Annotated in this window: 10 protein-coding genes and 2 tRNA genes; 3 read left to right on the plus strand and 9 right to left on the minus strand. The window is 62.8% G+C overall.

From position 1 onward, the window contains the following. Positions 1 to 28: 28 nt before the first annotated feature. Complete coding sequence (locus HX881_RS11170; RefSeq protein WP_017126260.1) at positions 29 to 478, minus strand: GNAT family N-acetyltransferase; 450 nt, start codon at positions 476 to 478, stop codon at positions 29 to 31. A gap of 106 nt (positions 479 to 584) precedes the next feature. Next, complete coding sequence (gene rimO / locus HX881_RS11175; RefSeq protein WP_017126259.1) at positions 585 to 1,922, minus strand: 30S ribosomal protein S12 methylthiotransferase RimO; 1,338 nt, start codon at positions 1,920 to 1,922, stop codon at positions 585 to 587. Between rimO and HX881_RS32755 the strand changes: the two genes are divergently transcribed. After that, on the plus strand, positions 1,921 to 2,259 hold the full coding sequence (locus HX881_RS32755; protein ID WP_246356485.1) for a hypothetical protein: 339 nt from the start codon (positions 1,921 to 1,923) through the stop codon (positions 2,257 to 2,259). The genes rimO and HX881_RS32755 overlap by 2 nt on opposite strands. Before the next feature lie 94 nt (positions 2,260 to 2,353). Then, positions 2,354 to 4,195 carry a potassium transporter Kup gene (locus HX881_RS11185; protein ID WP_017126258.1) on the plus strand — a complete coding sequence of 614 codons (1,842 nt, stop codon included), beginning with the start codon at positions 2,354 to 2,356 and terminating at the stop codon, positions 4,193 to 4,195. Between the two features lie 69 nt (positions 4,196 to 4,264). On the opposite strand, the gene HX881_RS11190 is transcribed toward HX881_RS11185, so the two are convergent. From HX881_RS11190 to HX881_RS11205, 4 genes are all read right to left on the minus strand, one after another. Then, a complete protein-coding gene (locus tag HX881_RS11190) occupies positions 4,265 to 5,545 on the minus strand; it encodes a virulence factor family protein (protein WP_177084425.1) in 1,281 nt (426 codons plus the stop codon). Beyond that, positions 5,545 to 8,187, minus strand: coding sequence for a bifunctional lysylphosphatidylglycerol flippase/synthetase MprF (gene mprF, locus HX881_RS11195; protein WP_177084427.1), 2,643 nt, complete (start codon positions 8,185 to 8,187; stop codon positions 5,545 to 5,547). Before mprF ends, HX881_RS11190 begins: the two co-directional genes overlap by 1 nt. 280 nt (positions 8,188 to 8,467) lie before the next feature. Beyond that, positions 8,468 to 8,544: transfer RNA gene (locus HX881_RS11200), tRNA-Met, on the minus strand. Between the two features lie 210 nt (positions 8,545 to 8,754). After that, positions 8,755 to 8,831, minus strand: a tRNA-Met gene (locus tag HX881_RS11205). Positions 8,832 to 9,126: 295 nt separating this feature from the next. Here HX881_RS11205 and dinB point away from each other — a divergent pair. Further along, on the plus strand, positions 9,127 to 10,188 hold the full coding sequence (gene dinB, locus HX881_RS11210) for a DNA polymerase IV (protein WP_177084433.1): 1,062 nt from the start codon (positions 9,127 to 9,129) through the stop codon (positions 10,186 to 10,188). Between the two features lie 179 nt (positions 10,189 to 10,367). On the opposite strand, the gene HX881_RS11215 is transcribed toward dinB, so the two are convergent. From HX881_RS11215 to HX881_RS11225, 3 genes are all read right to left on the minus strand, one after another. Continuing rightward, positions 10,368 to 11,321 carry a hypothetical protein gene (locus HX881_RS11215; protein WP_177084436.1) on the minus strand — a complete coding sequence of 318 codons (954 nt, stop codon included), beginning with the start codon at positions 11,319 to 11,321 and terminating at the stop codon, positions 10,368 to 10,370. 17 nt (positions 11,322 to 11,338) lie between these two features. Next, a complete protein-coding gene (locus HX881_RS11220; RefSeq protein ID WP_017126253.1) occupies positions 11,339 to 13,054 on the minus strand; it encodes a proline--tRNA ligase in 1,716 nt (571 codons plus the stop codon). Positions 13,055 to 13,170: 116 nt separating this feature from the next. Continuing rightward, entirely contained in the window at positions 13,171 to 14,721 is a 1,551-nt protein-coding gene (locus HX881_RS11225) for an AmpG family muropeptide MFS transporter (protein WP_177084438.1), read from the minus strand. Positions 14,722 to 14,755: the final 34 nt, after the last annotated feature.

Consider the following 14,755-nt stretch of genomic DNA (forward strand, 5'->3'; position numbering starts at 1 on the left):
TTCGCGGGCAAGCCCGCTCCCACAAGGTTCAGCGTTTCAGACGCAGGTGCAGCAGCGGATAAGGCTGCCCCATGCCGTCCTGTTCCGAGCGGCCGATCACCTCGAAGCCCTGTTTGAAATAGAAGCCGATGGCCTGCGGGTTCTGTTCGTTGACGTCCAGCTCGCTGGCATTCAGGTGCTCGATCGCATACCACAGCAACTGCTTGCCCAGGCCCTGGCCGCGGTTCTGCGGGGCGATGAACAGCATCTCGACCTTGCCCGCCGCCACGCCGGCAAAACCGGTAATCCTCTGTCGGGCGTCGCGGGTGCAGATCAGCATGACGGCATCGAGGTAGCGGGTCAGCACCAGGTTCTTCAGCAGTTCGATGTAGCTGTCGGGCAGGAAGTCGTGGGTGGCGCGCACGGAGGCTTCCCAGACAGCGGTCAGCTCGGGATAGTCGCCGGGTTTGGGGGTATGGATGACCGGGTGCTGGTGCATGTCGCCGTTCCTTGTGTGGCGCAGGCCTTGTTATTGAGGCAAACAATAGCCGTAAAAAAGCCCCGCATCTCGTGGAAAGAGCAGGGCTTTTCGATTTTTTTACGGCTTACAGGGTTTCTGCCCAGAGATCGTACTCGTCGGCATCGGTGACCCGGCACCAGACCTTGTCGCCCGGCTTGAGATCGCCGGCACCGTCGATGAAGACGTTGCCATCGATTTCCGGGGCATCGAAGAAGCAGCGGCCGACGGCGCCGTTCTCGTCGACTTCGTCGATCAGCACTTCGATTTCCTTGCCGATGCGCAGTTGCAGGCGCGCCGAGCTGATGGCCTGCTGGTGCGCCATGAAGCGCTCCCAACGGTCCTGCTTGACGTCGTCCGGTACCACTTCCAGGTCCAGGTCATTGGCCGGTGCACCTTCGACCGGCGAGTACTGGAAGCAGCCGACGCGGTCGAGCTGGGCTTCGGTCAGCCAGTCGAGCAGGTACTGGAAGTCTTCTTCGGTTTCGCCCGGGAAGCCGACGATAAAGGTCGAGCGGATGATCAGCTCGGGGCAGATTTCCCGCCAGTTCTTGATCCGCGCCAGGGTCTTGTCTTCGAAGGCCGGGCGTTTCATCGCCTTGAGGACTTTCGGACTGGCGTGCTGGAACGGGATGTCCAGGTACGGCAGGATCTTGCCGTCGGCCATCAGCGGGATCAGTTCGTCGACGTGCGGGTACGGGTAGACGTAGTGCAGGCGGACCCATACGCCCAGGGTGGCGAGGGCTGCGCAGAGTTCGGTCATGCGGGTCTTGACCGGGGCACCGTTCCAGAAGCCGGTGCGGTACTTGACGTCCACGCCGTAGGCGCTGGTGTCCTGGGAGATCACCAGCAGCTCCTTGACGCCGGACTTGACCAGGCGCTGGGCTTCGTCGAGCACGTCGCCGACCGGACGGCTGACCAGCTTGCCGCGCATCGACGGGATGATGCAGAAGCTGCAGCTGTGGTTGCAGCCTTCGGAAATCTTCAGGTAGGCGTAGTGACGCGGGGTCAGCTTGATGCCTTGTGGCGGCACCAGGTCGATCAGCGGGTTGTGGTCCTGGCGGGGTGGCACCACTTCGTGCACCGCGTTGACCACCTGCTCGTACTGCTGCGGTCCGGTCACGGACAGCACGCTCGGATGCACGTTGCGGATATTGCCTTCTTCCACACCCATGCAACCGGTGACGATGACCTTGCCGTTTTCCTTGATCGCTTCACCGATCACTTCCAGGGATTCGGCCTTGGCGCTGTCGATGAAACCGCAGGTGTTGACCACCACGACGTCGGCGTCCTGGTAAGTGGAGACGACGTCATAGCCTTCCATGCGCAGTTGCGTGAGGATGCGCTCGGAGTCGACCAGGGCCTTCGGGCATCCAAGACTTACAAATCCGACCTTGGGGTTGGCCGGCGCGGTAGGGGTGGACATGTCTAACCTCGGTATGGGGATCGCTGCGTTTGGCGGTTTGCTTGAAACCGCTGACGACGGACGGGCGCTTGATGCGCCTCTGATCAAAAAGTGCGCAATTCTAGCGATGGGCGACGCACTTGACCAGCTTTATGGAGGGAAATGCGACGAGTGCTGCGCTATGCTTCGCCGCGTTGCGCCCAGGTGTCATTTTTTGTTTCAAATTGCCGGCAAAAGATTAATCGTCGGCAACTGTAAGAAAATCAGCGCATGCTGCGCTGAAGCAGCTGTACTGATAAACGCTGCACCAAAAAAGCTGTACTTAAAAGCTGCATCTAAAAAGAGTAGCGCTTCTTAGAAGAAGCCCGGTCCAAGTTGTAGTAGGGGAGTAATTGATGGGTCAGGCAGTGAGTCAGGCGCAAGCCGGGCACTCGACGGCAAAGCCGCTGAGTATGCTGGTTGCAGCGGTGGGGGTGGTGTACGGCGATATCGGCACCAGTCCGTTGTACACCCTCAAAGAGGTGTTCTCCGGTGGGTATGGGGTTCAGGTCAACCACGATGGCGTCTTCGGGATCCTCGCACTGATTTTCTGGTCGTTGATCTGGGTGGTTTCGATCAAGTACGTGTTGTTCATCCTGCGGGCGGACAACCAGGGCGAGGGCGGGATCATGGCCCTGACCGCCCTGGCGCGGCGGGCGGCATCGCCGTATCCGCGGTTGCGGGCGGTGCTGGTGATCCTCGGGTTGATCGGTGCGGCGCTGTTCTATGGCGACAGCATGATCACCCCGGCGATCTCGGTATTGTCGGCGGTGGAGGGGCTGGAACTGGCCTTTGACGGCCTGGAACGCTGGGTGGTGCCGCTGTCGCTGGTGGTGCTGGTCGGGTTGTTCCTGATCCAGAAGCACGGTACGGCAAGCATCGGCAAGTTGTTCGGACCGGTGATGGTCGCCTGGTTCCTGGTGCTCGGGATCCTGGGTGTGCACGGCATTCTCCAGCATCCGGAAGTGCTCAGCGCCCTGAACCCGATGTGGGGCGTGCGGTTCTTTATCGTCCACCCCGGCATGGGCGTGGCGATTCTCGGTGCGGTGGTGCTGGCATTGACCGGTGCCGAGGCGCTGTATGCCGACATGGGCCACTTCGGTCGCAAGCCGATCGCCCGTGCCTGGTTCGCGCTGGTGCTGCCGGCGCTGGTGCTGAACTACTTCGGCCAGGGGGCGCTGTTGCTGGAGAACCCGGAAGCGGCACGCAACCCGTTCTATCTGCTGGCGCCGTCCTGGGCGCTGGTCCCGCTGGTGGGGCTGTCGACCCTGGCGACCGTGATCGCTTCGCAGGCGGTGATTTCCGGGGCCTTCTCCCTGACCCGCCAGGCGATCCAGCTCGGCTACATCCCGCGCATGTATATCCAGCACACCTCCAGTGCCGAACAGGGGCAGATCTATATCGGGGCGGTGAACTGGACCCTGATGGTCGGGGTGATCCTGCTGGTGCTCGGCTTCGAGTCGTCCAATGCCCTGGCCTCGGCCTATGGCGTGGCGGTGACCGGGACCATGCTGATCACCAGCATCCTGGTGTCGGCGGTGATGTTGCTGCTGTGGAAGTGGTCGCCGATTCTCACCGTGCCGATCCTGGTCGGTTTCCTGCTGGTGGACGGGCTGTTCTTCGCCGCCAACGTGCCGAAGATCGTCCAGGGCGGTGCTTTCCCGGTACTGGCGGGGATTGTCCTGTTCATCCTCATGACCACCTGGAAACGCGGCAAGGAACTGCTGGTGGATCGCCTGGACGAAGGCGGCCTGCCGCTGCCGATCTTTATCGGCAGTATCCGCGTGCAGCCGCCGCACCGCGTGCAAGGCACGGCGGTGTTCCTCACTGCCCGTGCGGATGCGGTGCCCCACGCCCTGTTGCACAACCTGCTGCACAACCAGGTGCTGCATGAGCAAGTGGTGCTGCTGACGGTGGTCTACGAGGACATTCCGCGGGTGCCGACCCAGCGGCGGTTCGAGGTCGATTCCTATGGCGAGGGTTTCTTCCGGGTGATCCTGCACTTCGGTTTCACCGACGAGCCGGACGTGCCCGAGGCGCTGAAGCTGTGCCACCTCGACGAGCTGGATTTCAGCCCGATGCGTACCACCTACTTCCTCAGCCGTGAGACCGTGATCGCGTCGAAGATCGTCGGCATGGCGCGCTGGCGCGAGTCGCTGTTCGCCTTCATGCTCAAGAACGCCAACGGCAACCTGCGGTTCTTCAAGCTGCCGGTGAACCGGGTGATCGAGTTGGGTACCCAGGTCGAGATGTAATCCACCGACCCAAAAAAAGCCCCCGTTGCCTTGTGGCAGCGGGGGCTTTTTTGTCGCTGTCGCCTCGACTTATTCGGTCTTGGTCTGGCGCTTGTTGATCGCGTCGATCAGGCGCTTGGCCAGCGCCGGGTAGTTCTCGTCGAAGTGGTGGCCGCCGGGCAGCTCCAGGGCCTCGCCGACGGCGGTCTTGGTGGTGCAACCGCTCTCGTCGACTTCTTCCTTGCCATAGATGCACAGGACCTTGGCGGGTGGCAACCGGGCCATGTCGGGGCCGGTATCCAGCTCCATGCCGGCCTTGCCCAGCCAGCCATCGACATGGATCTCGAAACTGCCACTGCGGGCAAAGGCCAGCAGGATGATCGCGTCGACACGCTGCTGCTCGGCTTCCGGCAGCTTGTTGTAGATCGCCGGCAGCACATCGGCGCCGAAGCTGTAGCCGATCAGGATAAAGCGCTTGATGCCCCACTTCTGACGGTAGTGCTGCATCAGTTCGGTCAGGTCGACGGCGGTCTGTTCCGGGCTCTTGTGCTGCCAGTAGTAGCGCAGCGTGTCGATGCCGACGACCGGATAGCCCATCTTGGCCATTTCGCCGGCGGCATCGCGGTCCAGGTCGCGCCAGCCGCCGTCGCCGGAGAGGAACAGGGTCACGGTGTCGGTGGTCTGGCCGGCCGGGACTTCGACCACGGGGATCGCCAGGCCGCCGTTCTCGTTGCCCACGAGCATCTTGCGCAGTTCGTTGTTCAGCACCTGGGGCAGGTGGATATCGTAGTCGCTGATGCTGGTCTCGGCGTTGGCCTGGTCGCGCACGAAGGCCGCGCTCGGATCGTCCGGGCCATCGTTCCAGGCCACCAGCCAGTGGCCGTGGGCCGCCGACTTGGGCACCGGCGTGGTGCAGCCCGGTTGTTCGAGGGCAAAGCCGACCGAGATGGCCTGGGCCTTGTCGTCGGTCTGCGTGGCCAGCCAGTTCCAGGCCAGGGACGCGCCGGGGCCGATACCGCTGACCAGGGTCGCCGGGCCGGCCAATTGTTGCCGGGCGTTGTCCAGGGCCTGCTGCTGCAGCTTGCAATCATCCTTGGGCAGGATCACCTGGACGATCTGCGCCGCGCCACCACGGCTCAGGGCCGACAGCTGTTTGTCGCTCAGGGCGTCTTCGGCGAGGGTGGCGACAATGACCTGGGCCTTGGGCCTGGTGCCGGGGATCAGGCGGGTCAGGGTCGAGCCATCGGCCTGGCTCAGATGTTCGAGAGCGGGTTCCGGCGCAGGGCGGTTCCAGAACCAGTAGCCGGCGCCCGCGAGCGCGGCCAGGACTAACACTATTACCAGTAAAACCCGCCAGGAGCGTCGAATCATCAGCGTTTCACCAATCCAGTCAAGCCGCCCGCGATCAGGGCGGCAGTATCGGCCAGGGCAACCAGCGGATCGAGTCCGGCTGGCACGGCCATGTAACGAGGTTCCCAGTCAGGCTGGAACTTGTCTTTGAAGCGGCGCAGGCCCTGGAAGTTGTAGAGCTGCTCACCGCGCTGAAACACCATCGAGCCCAGACGCTGGGTCAGGGGAGCGCCGCGCCGGGGTTGCAGGCCGGAAAGCGGCACCATGCCGAGGCTGAAGCGTGCATATCCATGATTTTTATAATGCTGGATCAGGCCGACCATCAGGAACTCCATGGTCAGCTTCGGTGCGTCGGGGTGCGAGCGCATCAGGTCGAGGCTGGCCAGTTCATGGCTGTGGGTCTCGAGCAGGTTGGCGAACGCCACCGGGCGACCTTCGAAATGAATGATCGCCACGCGGAAATGGTTGATGTAGTCCGGGCTGAAGCGCCCCAGGGAGAAGCCTTTCTCGCGGACGTTCTTGCCGGTCAGCCAGGCATCGGAAATCACCTTGAGCTCGTCCAGGGGCGCTTGCCCCGGCTCGTAGATCTCCAGGGACAGGCCGTCTCGGCTGCCACGGTTCCAGGTGTAGCGCAGGTCCTTCATCTCCTTGCCCTTGGATTCAAGGTCAAAGCGCTGCAGGTCGACCCGGGCTTCTTCGCCGAGCTTGATGGCGGTCAGGCCGATGTCCATGTAGTACGGCAGGTTCTCGGCACGGACCTGATAGAACACCGGGCGCGCATGATGGGTATCGCAGAGGTCGCGGAACTGCCAGATCAGCTCGGCGCGCTGGCGTGCCGGGCCGATCGGATCATACAGCGCCACCAGGCTGCGACCGCGACGGGCATACATGAGGAACGCGGTATCGCTCGGATGGAACAGGAAGGCCTTGTCGCCGGTCAGGGCCAGGCCGCCATCGGGCTGGTCGGAGGCCATCAGGATCTTGTGGGCGCGTTGCAGTTCCTCGGCATTGGGCTGGTGGATAACCGGGCGCTCAGTACGCAGCAGCCAGGTCAGGGAAACCACCACCAGCAGCACCGCAGCGCCCAGCAGCGAACGCAGTCCGCGTGGGGCATCGCCGTCCAGTGCGAACTGCCACCAGAGTTCATGGCTGTAAGGCACGTCCTGGTAGGCGAACAGCAGCAACCACACCGATGCCCCCAGCACGCACAGGCTGGCCACCAGGTACAGCGGCGAGAACGGCAACTCGGTCAGGCGGCTCGGGCGGTAGAAGGAGCGCCGGAAAATCCCCAGCAGGCAGGCCGTGGCCGTGAGCATGCTGGCTTCTTCCCAGTCGAAGCCCTTGAGCAGCGAGAGCAGGGCGCCGACCAGCAGCAGGATCATGGTCAGCATCCAGGCCGCCGAGAGGCGTCGACGCAGGCCCTGGGCCAACAGCAGGCACAACACGCCCACGAGGCTGGCACCGAAGTGCGAGGCGTCGATCAGGCGATCCGGCACGAGGAAGTCGATACCTTCCAGACGGGTATCGATTTCCGGGGTGGCGCCGGAGAACAGCAGGGCCACGCCGGAAAGGAACACCAGCACCGCGAGGATCGGCGCGGCCAGGCCGGACGCCACGCGCATGCTCTGGCGTGAGGCGATCAGGCGCTGGGCCTCGGTGCTCAGCAGTGTCAGGCAAGCCAGCAGCAGCGGCAGCAGCACATAGATCAGGCGGTACAGCAGCAGGGCGGCGGCCAGCGGGGCCGCGCCCAGTTCATTGGCGAAGGCGGCCAGCAGGATCGCCTCGAACACCCCGACGCCACCGGGTACGTGGCTGAGCACGCCGGCGGCCAGGGCCAGCAGGTACACCAGCAGGAAGGCGCCGAACGGCGGTGCTTCCGGCAGCAGCAGGTACAGCACGGTGGCGGCGGCGGCCACATCCAGGGCGGTGATGACCAGTTGCAGCAGGGTCAGGCGCGCGCTGGGCAGGCGCAGGGTACGGCGACCGACCTTGACCAGCAGGTTGTTCGGGATGGGTTGTTCCGGCAGGCGACGACGATAGATGCCGACGGCCAGCAAGGCGAACAGGGCGAGGATCGCCACGGCAATCGCGCCCAGCAGGTAGGCGGGCAGGTGCAAGGCTTCGGCGGCGGCCGGCAGGTTGCTCAGGGTGGCCAGGGCCGCGAGCGGTGGCAGGGCGCAACCCAGCGACAGGCTGGCGAACAGTGTCATGCGCGCGACTTCCGCGGCCCCCAGGCCGTTGCGGGCATAGAGGCGATAGCGCACCGAGCCGCCGGACAGCAGCGACAGGCCGATGGCGTTGCCGATGGCGAAAGCGGTAAAACCACCCAGGGCCAGGGTCTTGGCCGGCAGATGGACGTCGGCATAACGGCTGGCGGACCACTCATAGCCCAACAGGATGATAAAGCCGATGGCGGTTGCCGCGATGGCCCCCCCCAGGGCCGGTTTGGGCACGCTGAGAATCGAATCGTGCAGCGCATCCAGGTCGAGTTCGATCAACAGATGACGACAGGCGATCAAGGCAATGGCGAACAACAACAGGGTGACGGCCAGTCCAACGGATTGACGGTACTTGCTCAACAGATCCAGCCAGCGCAAACGGGCGGCTGCAATCGGCTGTGTCGCTGTGACGGTGTCTTGTGGTTCAGACGAGTTGGCGCGCATCAATCACCTCTAGGATTGTGCGCGACAGGATGGGGGTATCCAGCCAAGTTACCAATCCCTATGGACAAAATAATTACAAATATTAACGCGTCTCACCGTCTTGCGGCGACCCACGCCCCGGGGCTGTTGTAGAGGAAGTTTGTTGCGAATTCAGCATAGCCTGTGCAGGCATTGACTCCGGTTTGCGTCGAGGGTTCGTTCTGCATCGGCGCCCTGTGTTGAACGACTTTTTCGGCGGATACAAAAAAGGCCACTCTTTCGAGCAGCCTTTTCTGATATTTGGTTGCGGGAGCCGGATTTGAACCGACGACCTTCGGGTTATGAGCCCGACGAGCTACCAGACTGCTCCATCCCGCGTCTGTGTGGCGGCATTCTACAGTCGAACGGCGGGGTGTCAACCGTTAATGATCCAGATGGTCAAAATAATGCAAAAACACTCCGGTGCGTCCCTTTGGATTGGATAAGTGTCAGACAATCAAGGTTTTTTTCTGATAGAGGGGAGCGGAGGAGGGGAGAAACAAGCGGACACAAAAAAGGCCACTCTTTCGAGTAGCCTTTTCTGGTGTTTGGTTGCGGGAGCCGGATTTGAACCGACGACCTTCGGGTTATGAGCCCGACGAGCTACCAGACTGCTCCATCCCGCGTCTGTGTGTCGGCATTCTACAGAGAAACGCCGGCCTGTCAAACCCTAATTTCGGAAAACCTCTTTATTGTTCAATCGCTTAGCCCTTCTGTCGGGTCGCTCGGGGTGTCTGCGGGCCATGCCCGGCAAGGCTTTCAGCTCTATCGCGGTGGATGTTTCGATTGAAAAACTAAATTCATATCGGTTATTTCCCACGGCCCTGGAGGAAGATTCAAACTACTGGTGCTATATACAGGTGTCAGTGAGATACTGATGACCCGTACCGTTTCTGCCTTTTTGAATGAACACTGTCTTCCATGACGCAACGCAAAATCATCCACGTCGACTGTGATTGCTTCTACGCCGCCATCGAGATGCGTGACGACCCGAGCCTGGCGAGCAAGCCGCTGGCGGTGGGCGGATCGGCGGACCGGCGCGGGGTGATCGCCACCTGCAATTACGAAGCGCGGGCCTTCGGGGTGCGTTCGGCGATGTCGTCACGGCACGCGTTGAACCTGTGCCCGGACCTGGTGATCGTCAAGCCGCGCATGGATGCCTATAAGGAAGCGTCGAAGGAAATCCAGGCGATCTTTCGGGACTACACCGACCTGATCGAGCCGCTGTCGCTGGATGAGGCGTACCTCGATGTGTCCGACAGCCCGCACTTTGCCGGCAGCGCCACGCGGATCGCCCAGGATATCCGGCGCCGGGTCTCCAGGCAGTTGCATATCACCGTCTCGGCGGGCGTTGCGCCGAACAAGTTCCTGGCGAAGATTGCCAGTGACTGGAAGAAACCCAACGGGCTGTTTGTCATCACTCCCGACCAGGTGGAGGATTTTGTCGCCGGCCTGCCAGTGAGCAAGCTGCATGGCGTCGGCAAGGTCACGGCGGACAAGCTGGGGCGCCTGGGCATCGGCGACTGCCTGCAACTGCGCGAATGGAGCAAACTGGCCCTGGTGCGTGAGTTCGGCAGTTTCGGCGAGCGCTTGTGGGGGCTGGCGCGGGGGATCGATGAGCGCCTGGTGCAGAACGACAGTCGGCGGCAGTCGGTCAGTGTCGAGAACACCTACGACGTTGATTTGCCCGATCTGGAAAGTTGCCTGCAAAAGCTTCCGGAACTGATGGAAACCCTCGCCGGACGCATGGCGCGCCTGGACAGCAGCTATCGACCGGGCAAGCCGTTCGTCAAGGTGAAGTTTCATGATTTCACCCAGACCACCCTGGAGCAGGCCGGGGCAGCGCGGGATCTGGAGAGTTATCGTCAGTTGCTCAGCCAGGCGTTTGCCCGTGGGGAGAAACCGGTACGCCTGTTGGGCATTGGCGTGCGCTTGCAGGATTTGCGTGGTGGCCATGAACAGCTGGAGCTGTTCAGTCGGTAAACCGGCCATGCAACCTTGTAGGGGCAGGTGCTCCGGCGGCGCGGTTTGCCCGCGAGGCCTTTGGCGGTCTTGCGGGCCTCATCGCTGGCAAGCCAGGCTCCTACAGGATCCGTGTTTACAAGCCACGGTCCTGCAAGGGCCTTGTTTAGCGGACAAACCAGGCCCCGCAAGGACGCCGTTCAGCTGGCTCCGGGATCCGCCACCAGGCGTCCGGCGTTCCGGGTCAGCGACTTGAGAAACTCGCGCTGCAACTCGGGATCGTTGCGCGTCAGTTCGATCAGGCTCTGTTCCAGTTCGCTCGCTTCTTCTTCCAGGCCCAGTTCGGACAGGCGCTTGACCCGATGGACCCATTGGCCGACATCGTCGCCCTCCAGATCGTCATAGATCAGTGCGTGCGCCTCCAGCAACTTGCCCCGCAGCTTGCTGCTGATGGACAGGCTCGAGTCCGAATGGACTTCATCCTGGGCATCCTCGACGCGAATCGTCAGGCTGCCGATGTGATTCAGGTCCTGCTCGGCAAACGGGCTGTCCAGCAGGTTCAGGCGCAGCACGCCATGGCGATCGGTAGTCAGCTCGTAGGTCTGCCGACCCGCCACCACCTCCACCGGTCGTTCGGCCCACGGCAAGCTCGAATACTCCATGCGCTTGTCGCGCTGGACTTCCTCGATGCCGGCCAGGTTCTGCTGCGCGCGCCCGTGTGACTCCACGTTCATGAACGGGTTGAGCCCGTCGATGCCATAGCTGATCCAGTCACGGGTCACGCTGGCGGGCAGGGAGCCGAGGGCGAACACGTTCACCACATTGGCGCCGATGCCACCCACCAGTGCCACGGCGCCCAGGGGTATTTCATAGACTTTGCGCCAGGGCTGGTAGGGCGTGTAGCGATCATAGCGACGGGTGACGTCGAACTCGGTGACCTCGAAGGTCTTCTGCTCGTTGATCCGCACACGGCGTTGCGGCAGTTCGAGGATCCTGGGGTCGCCGACATCGATCTGCAGGCTGTGCTCGAGCAATTTGCGTTCGACGCGTTCCTCGTGCTCGCTGCGCTGTGACATCGGGTTGGCGCAGCCGCCGAGCAGCAGGGCGCCGCACAAGGCGGCGCCCCCGAGGGCTAAGGTACTTCGATTGAACATGAGGTCTCTATCTGGGCTCAGCGACGGATACGGGCCTGAAGGAACGCCAGTACATCGGCGACCGGCAGCGCTTGCGCCTCGGCCTCGGTACGGCTCTTGTATTCCAGGTTGCCTTCGGCCAGGCCGCGGTCGCTGACCACGATCCGGTGCGGGATACCGATCAGTTCCATGTCCGCGAACTTGATGCCCGGGCTGGTTTTCTTGTCGCGGTCGTCCAGCAGCACTTCGAAGCCGGCGGCCGTCAGTTCGGCGTAGAGCTTGTCGGTGGCTTCGCGAACCTGTTCGGTTTCGTAGCGCAGCGGTACCAGGGCGATCTGGAACGGCGCGAGGCTGTCGCTCCAGATGATGCCGTTGTCATCGTTGTTCTGCTCGATGGCCGCGGCCACCACGCGGGACACGCCGATGCCGTAGCAGCCCATGGTCAGGGTGACCGGCTTGCCGTTTTCGCCCAGGACCTGGCACTTCATCGCTTCGCTGTACTTGGTGCCGAGCTGGAAGATATGCCCGACCTCGATACCGCGCTTGATTTCCAGGGTGCCCTTGCCGTCCGGGCTCGGGTCGCCGGCGACGACGTTGCGCAGGTCGGCGACGGTCGGTACTGGCAGGTCGCGTTCCCAGTTCAGGCCGAAGTAGTGCTTGTCGTCGATGTTCGCACCGACGCCGAAGTCGCTCATCAGCTCGACCGAGCGGTCGATGATGATCGGCAGTGGCAGGTTCAGCGGGCCGAGGGAGCCGGCGCCGGCGCCGATGGCGTCACGCAGTTCGGCGTCGGAAGCCATGACCAGCGGATTGGCGACGCCAGGCTGGTTGGCGGCCTTGATTTCGTTCAACTCGTGATCGCCACGGATGATCAGGGCGATCAGCTTGCCTTCTTCTTCGGCGTGGACGATCAGGGTCTTGACGGTCTTTTCGATCGGCAGGTTGTAGCCTTCGACCAGTTGCGCGATGGTTTTTGCATCGGGCGTGTCGACCAGGCGCAGTTCTTCGCTTGGTGCGGGACGTGAGGTCTCCCGCGGCACGGCTTCGGCCTTCTCGATGTTCGCCGCGTAGTCGGAGCCGTTGCTGAAGACGATATCGTCTTCGCCGGACTCGGCCAGCACGTGGAATTCGTGGGAGCCGGCACCGCCGATGGAGCCGTTGTCCGCTTCGACCGGACGGAAGCGCAGGCCCAGGCGGGTGAAGACGTTGCAGTAGGCCTGGTGCATGCGGTCGTAGGTGACCTGCAGCGATGCCTGGTCGGCGTGGAAGGAGTAGGCGTCCTTCATGATGAATTCACGACCGCGCATCAGGCCGAAACGTGGACGGATCTCGTCGCGGAATTTGGTCTGGATCTGGTACAGGTTGATCGGCAACTGCTTGTAGCTGCTCAATTCGTTGCGGCACAGATCGGTGATCACTTCCTCGTGGGTCGGGCCGGCGCAGAAGTCGCGGTCATGGCGGTCCTTCAGGCGCAGCAGCTCGGGGCCGTACTGTTCCCAGCGGCCGGATTCCTGCCACAGCTCGGCCGGCTGGATGCCCGGCATCAGCACTTCCAGGGCGCCGGCGGCGTTCATTTCTTCACGCACGATGGCTTCGACCTTGCGCATCACGCGCAGGCCCATGGGCAGCCAGGTGTACAGGCCAGAAGCGAGTTTGCGGATCATCCCGGCGCGCAGCATCAGCTGGTGGCTGATCACGACCGCATCGGAAGGCGTTTCTTTCTGTGTGGCGAGCAAATATTGACTGGTGCGCATGGTTGGCCGTTGTCGTTGCTGATGGCTAGAAATGACGGAGCATTGTACGGGCGGGATCCGGCGACGTACAGGCGTGTGGCCGGTCTGACGCGGGGGGAGCCGGGCTCCCCCAGTGTTTACGGGGTTTCCTGTGCGTCTTCGGTGGGCGAAGGCGTAGCACCACCGCGGCGGACTTCCTGATACCAGTGTACGGCGATCAGCACCAGGGTCGGTACGCCCATTATCGCCGTGGCGATAAAGAACTTATGGTAGCCGAACTTCTCGACCATCACCCCCGAATAGCCGCCGATCAGCCGTGGCAGCAGGAGCATGATGGAACTGAGCAGGGCGTACTGGGTGGCGGAGAACTTCAGGTTGGTCAGGCTTGACAGGTAGGCGACGAAGGCCGAGGTCGCCAGGCCCGAGCTGAAGTTGTCCAGGGAAATGGTGACAATCAGCATCTTCAGGTTCGGCCCCATGTCGGCCAGCAACATGAACAACAGGTTGGTGCCTGCCGAGGCGGCGCCGCCGATGAACAGGATCGGCAGGATGCCGAAGCGCACGATCAGCAGGCCGCCCATGCCGGCGCCCAGCAGGGTCATGATCAGGCCGAAGATCTTGCTGACCCCGGCGATCTGGTCCTTGGTGAAGCCCTGGTCGATGTAGAAGACGTTGGCCATCACCCCCATCACCGTGTCCGACATCCGGTAGGTGGCGATCAGCCCGAGCAGCAGCAGGGCCTGCCAGCGGTAGCGGATGATGAAGTCGTTGACCGGGGTGAGCACCGGCGCCAGTCCGCGGCGGCCCATGCTTGAAAGGCAGAGCACGGTCAGCGTGGTGTAGAGGATCGCGCGCAGGAAGGCGCGGTCTTCGAGGAGCAGGTCGAGCAGGCTGACGCCATGGAACAGCACGCTGGCGAAGTCGGTGTTGTAGAGCTGGGTGAACATTGCCGGTACCGAGACCAGCAGGATGATCAGCACGAATACCGACGCCAGCTGGTGCACGAAGCTGTAGCGTCCGGCGGACAGCTGGGTCCGCAGCGGGACCGGCGGTTCGCGCATGAATAAAGTGGTGAGCAGGGCGGGGATCATCAGGACGCCGAACAGCACATAGGTGCCGGTCCAGGCCGAGTGCTTGTAGCTGAAGCCGGTGGAGCCGAAGCCTTCGGCGAAAAACAGCGCGCCGGCGGTCGCCAGCAGCGCGGCGACCCGGTAGCCGGACATATAGCTGGCGGCGAGGGCGGCCTGTTGGCTGTCGTTGGCGATTTCCAGGCGATAGGCGTCGACCGCGATGTCCTGGGTGGCGGAGGCGAAGGCGACGAGGACGGCGATTGCAATCAGCCAGGACAGGTGTTTCTGCGGGTCGCAGAAGCCCATGCCGATCAATCCGAGGACAATCAGGGTTTGTGCCAGGACCAGCCAGGAGCGGCGGCGACCCAGTTTGCCGAGTAGCGGCAGGCGCCATTGGTCGAGCAAGGGCGACCAGACCCATTTGAAGGCGTACGCCAGGCCGATCAGGCTGGCATAACCGATGGTTTCGCGGGCTACACCGGCCTCGCGCAGCCAGACCGAAAGCGTCGAGAACACCAACATGTAAGGCAGACCGGCAGCGAAACCGAGCAGCAACAGCACTAATGTCGAGGGGCTGGCATAGGCGGCGAGCGCGGCGCGCCAGGTTTTACGGGGCATGGGCTGGAGTCTGCCTCAGGGTTGACGGAAACAA

Origin of the sequence: Pseudomonas gingeri (genome assembly GCF_013386115.1) — a bacterium.
Lineage (GTDB): Bacteria > Pseudomonadota > Gammaproteobacteria > Pseudomonadales > Pseudomonadaceae > Aquipseudomonas > Aquipseudomonas gingeri.

Bases quoted from the DNA above. Each gene is read 5' to 3' on its own strand.
- HX881_RS11170 (WP_017126260.1), bottom strand. From the start codon at position 478: ATGCACCAGCACCCGGTCATCCATACCCCCAAACCCGGCGACTATCCC.
- HX881_RS32755 (WP_246356485.1), top strand. From the start codon at position 1,921: ATGTCTAACCTCGGTATGGGGATCGCTGCGTTTGGCGGTTTGCTTGAA.
- rimO (WP_017126259.1), bottom strand. From the start codon at position 1,922: ATGTCCACCCCTACCGCGCCGGCCAACCCCAAGGTCGGATTTGTAAGT.
- HX881_RS11185 (WP_017126258.1), top strand. From the start codon at position 2,354: ATGCTGGTTGCAGCGGTGGGGGTGGTGTACGGCGATATCGGCACCAGT.
- HX881_RS11190 (WP_177084425.1), bottom strand. From the start codon at position 5,545: ATGATTCGACGCTCCTGGCGGGTTTTACTGGTAATAGTGTTAGTCCTG.
- mprF (WP_177084427.1), bottom strand. From the start codon at position 8,187: ATGCGCGCCAACTCGTCTGAACCACAAGACACCGTCACAGCGACACAG.
- dinB (WP_177084433.1), top strand. From the start codon at position 9,127: ATGACGCAACGCAAAATCATCCACGTCGACTGTGATTGCTTCTACGCC.
- HX881_RS11215 (WP_177084436.1), bottom strand. From the start codon at position 11,321: ATGTTCAATCGAAGTACCTTAGCCCTCGGGGGCGCCGCCTTGTGCGGC.
- HX881_RS11220 (WP_017126253.1), bottom strand. From the start codon at position 13,054: ATGCGCACCAGTCAATATTTGCTCGCCACACAGAAAGAAACGCCTTCC.
- HX881_RS11225 (WP_177084438.1), bottom strand. From the start codon at position 14,721: ATGCCCCGTAAAACCTGGCGCGCCGCGCTCGCCGCCTATGCCAGCCCC.